Source organism: Mycobacterium gordonae (assembly GCF_002101675.1).
Lineage (GTDB): Bacteria > Actinomycetota > Actinomycetes > Mycobacteriales > Mycobacteriaceae > Mycobacterium > Mycobacterium gordonae.
Genome location: NZ_LQOY01000068.1, coordinates 1 through 1,665, shown reverse-complemented (window position 1 = coordinate 1,665; position 1,665 = coordinate 1). Strand labels below are relative to the sequence as shown.

General features: G+C 65.0%; 2 protein-coding genes. Both read right to left on the bottom strand.

Annotated features, from left to right (window positions below; translation table 11 throughout):
* Positions 1–351, bottom strand: a 351-nt coding sequence (locus AWC08_RS10670; protein ID WP_174900765.1) for an ATP-binding protein, incomplete at its 3' end; no start/stop codon positions are given.
* 2 nt (positions 352–353) lie between these two features.
* Positions 354–1,595, bottom strand: coding sequence for an IS21 family transposase (gene istA / locus AWC08_RS10665; RefSeq protein WP_036449261.1), 1,242 nt, complete (start codon positions 1,593–1,595; stop codon positions 354–356).
* Positions 1,596–1,665 lie beyond the last annotated feature (70 nt).

Below are 1,665 nucleotides of genomic sequence, written 5' to 3'. Positions count from 1 at the left end.
GTGGGTTTTTCCGGTGCCGGGTGGCCCCAACAGGACGACGTTGCGGGCCTTGGTCAGGAATGCTCCGGTGCCCAGGTGGGCGATCATGTCCCGGTTCAACGCGGGTTGGTGGTCGAAGTTGAAGTCTTCCAATGATTTCCGGCTGGGGAATCCGGCAGAGCGGATGCGGGTCGCTGCCCCTGAGGCTTCTCGGGCCGAGACCTCCCGGGACAGCACCGCGGCGAGGTACTCCTCATGGCTCCAGCCGCCGTCGCGGGCCTGGTCAGCCAACCTGGCGGCGGACTCCCGGATGCGTGGCGCCTTGAGCACCTGGGCGTAGTGGCAGACGGTCTTGATCGGATCCTCCGTCATGATCACGCCACCTCATCATCGGAAGTCGCTGTGCTGCTGGTGAAGTCAACTCCGAAGGCACGGTCGTAGTCGCCCAGATCGCGCACCAGATGATCGCCTATCCCAGGTGTTGGACCGGTTTGGAACTGGCGGCGCAACGCGGCAGCGGTCTGGACATGGGCGGGGTCGGTCAGGGTCTGTCGCGCCGCCCAACAACGGTCATGGGTCGCCAGCAGGCGTCCGGCGCGGCGCACCGTCACCTGGGTCAGTGTGGTGTGCACGTCCACGAGCTGGCCGATCGCGCCGGGATCGACCGAGTAGTCGTTGCCGGCCACCCGTAGGTAATAGTCGCGTCCCAGCCGTATCGATGTCACCGTCTCGGTGACCGGCGCGACGGGAGGCAGCCTCAGCATCTGATCCCGGTCCTGGTCGAGGAAATCCACCGGACGACCATCGAGGGCCCGCACCCGACGATTGTTAGCAGTGGGAAGCCATTGAGCCAATTGGGTATTGAAGTCTTGCGGTGAGGTGAACCGACGGCCGGGCAGAAACGAAGTCTCCAGATAGCGGTTGGCTCGTTCCACCATCCCCTTGGACTCGGGATCATACGGTTTGAGTTGCACCAGCCGTGATCCCAACGTTCCCACCAAAGCAGTGACCGGATCGGTCAACCGCCCGCGGCGCCCGATCCCGGCCTCGTTGTCCCACCACAATTCGTGGGGCACTGCGCTAAAGCTGACCGAGAGCAGCTGCCACATCCCGGCCACCAGGTCCATGGTTTGGCGCGAAGGCAGCATCACCGCGGCGATGAAACGGGAGAACGCGGCCACCATCACCAGCACGGGCAGCATCGCTTCTTGGCCGAACCCGACAGCGATCTTGGCCGCCGGGAACCATAAATCACACTGGATCGCCCGCCCCGGCGGATGCTCGAGTCGATCCACCGGATCCGCTGGGAGGTACTCGGGGCGGATCGCCCGCACCCGCTCGCGGAACCACGAGATCGAGCCCGTCCAGCCGACCCGCTCGGCGATCACTGTCGCCGGCATCTGCGGACACCCCAGCAGCAACGCTCGGACCCGCGGCTCCACGGCACTGATCGCCGAAACCACCGGTTCCCGCTGGTACTTGGGCGGCCCATCACAGGCCAGCGCCCCGGCCACCGTGTCGCGCGCAATGCCAAGCTGCCGTGCAATAGCCCGCTGCGAGAGTCCCTCGCTGCGGTGAAGATGCCGGATTAAGGCCCAGTCTTCCAAGGAGATCACCCATCCAATCTGATCGGGTGGCCTACTTTTCAACCGTCGCGACTGGCCTGGTTTTCAACCGTCGTCAACA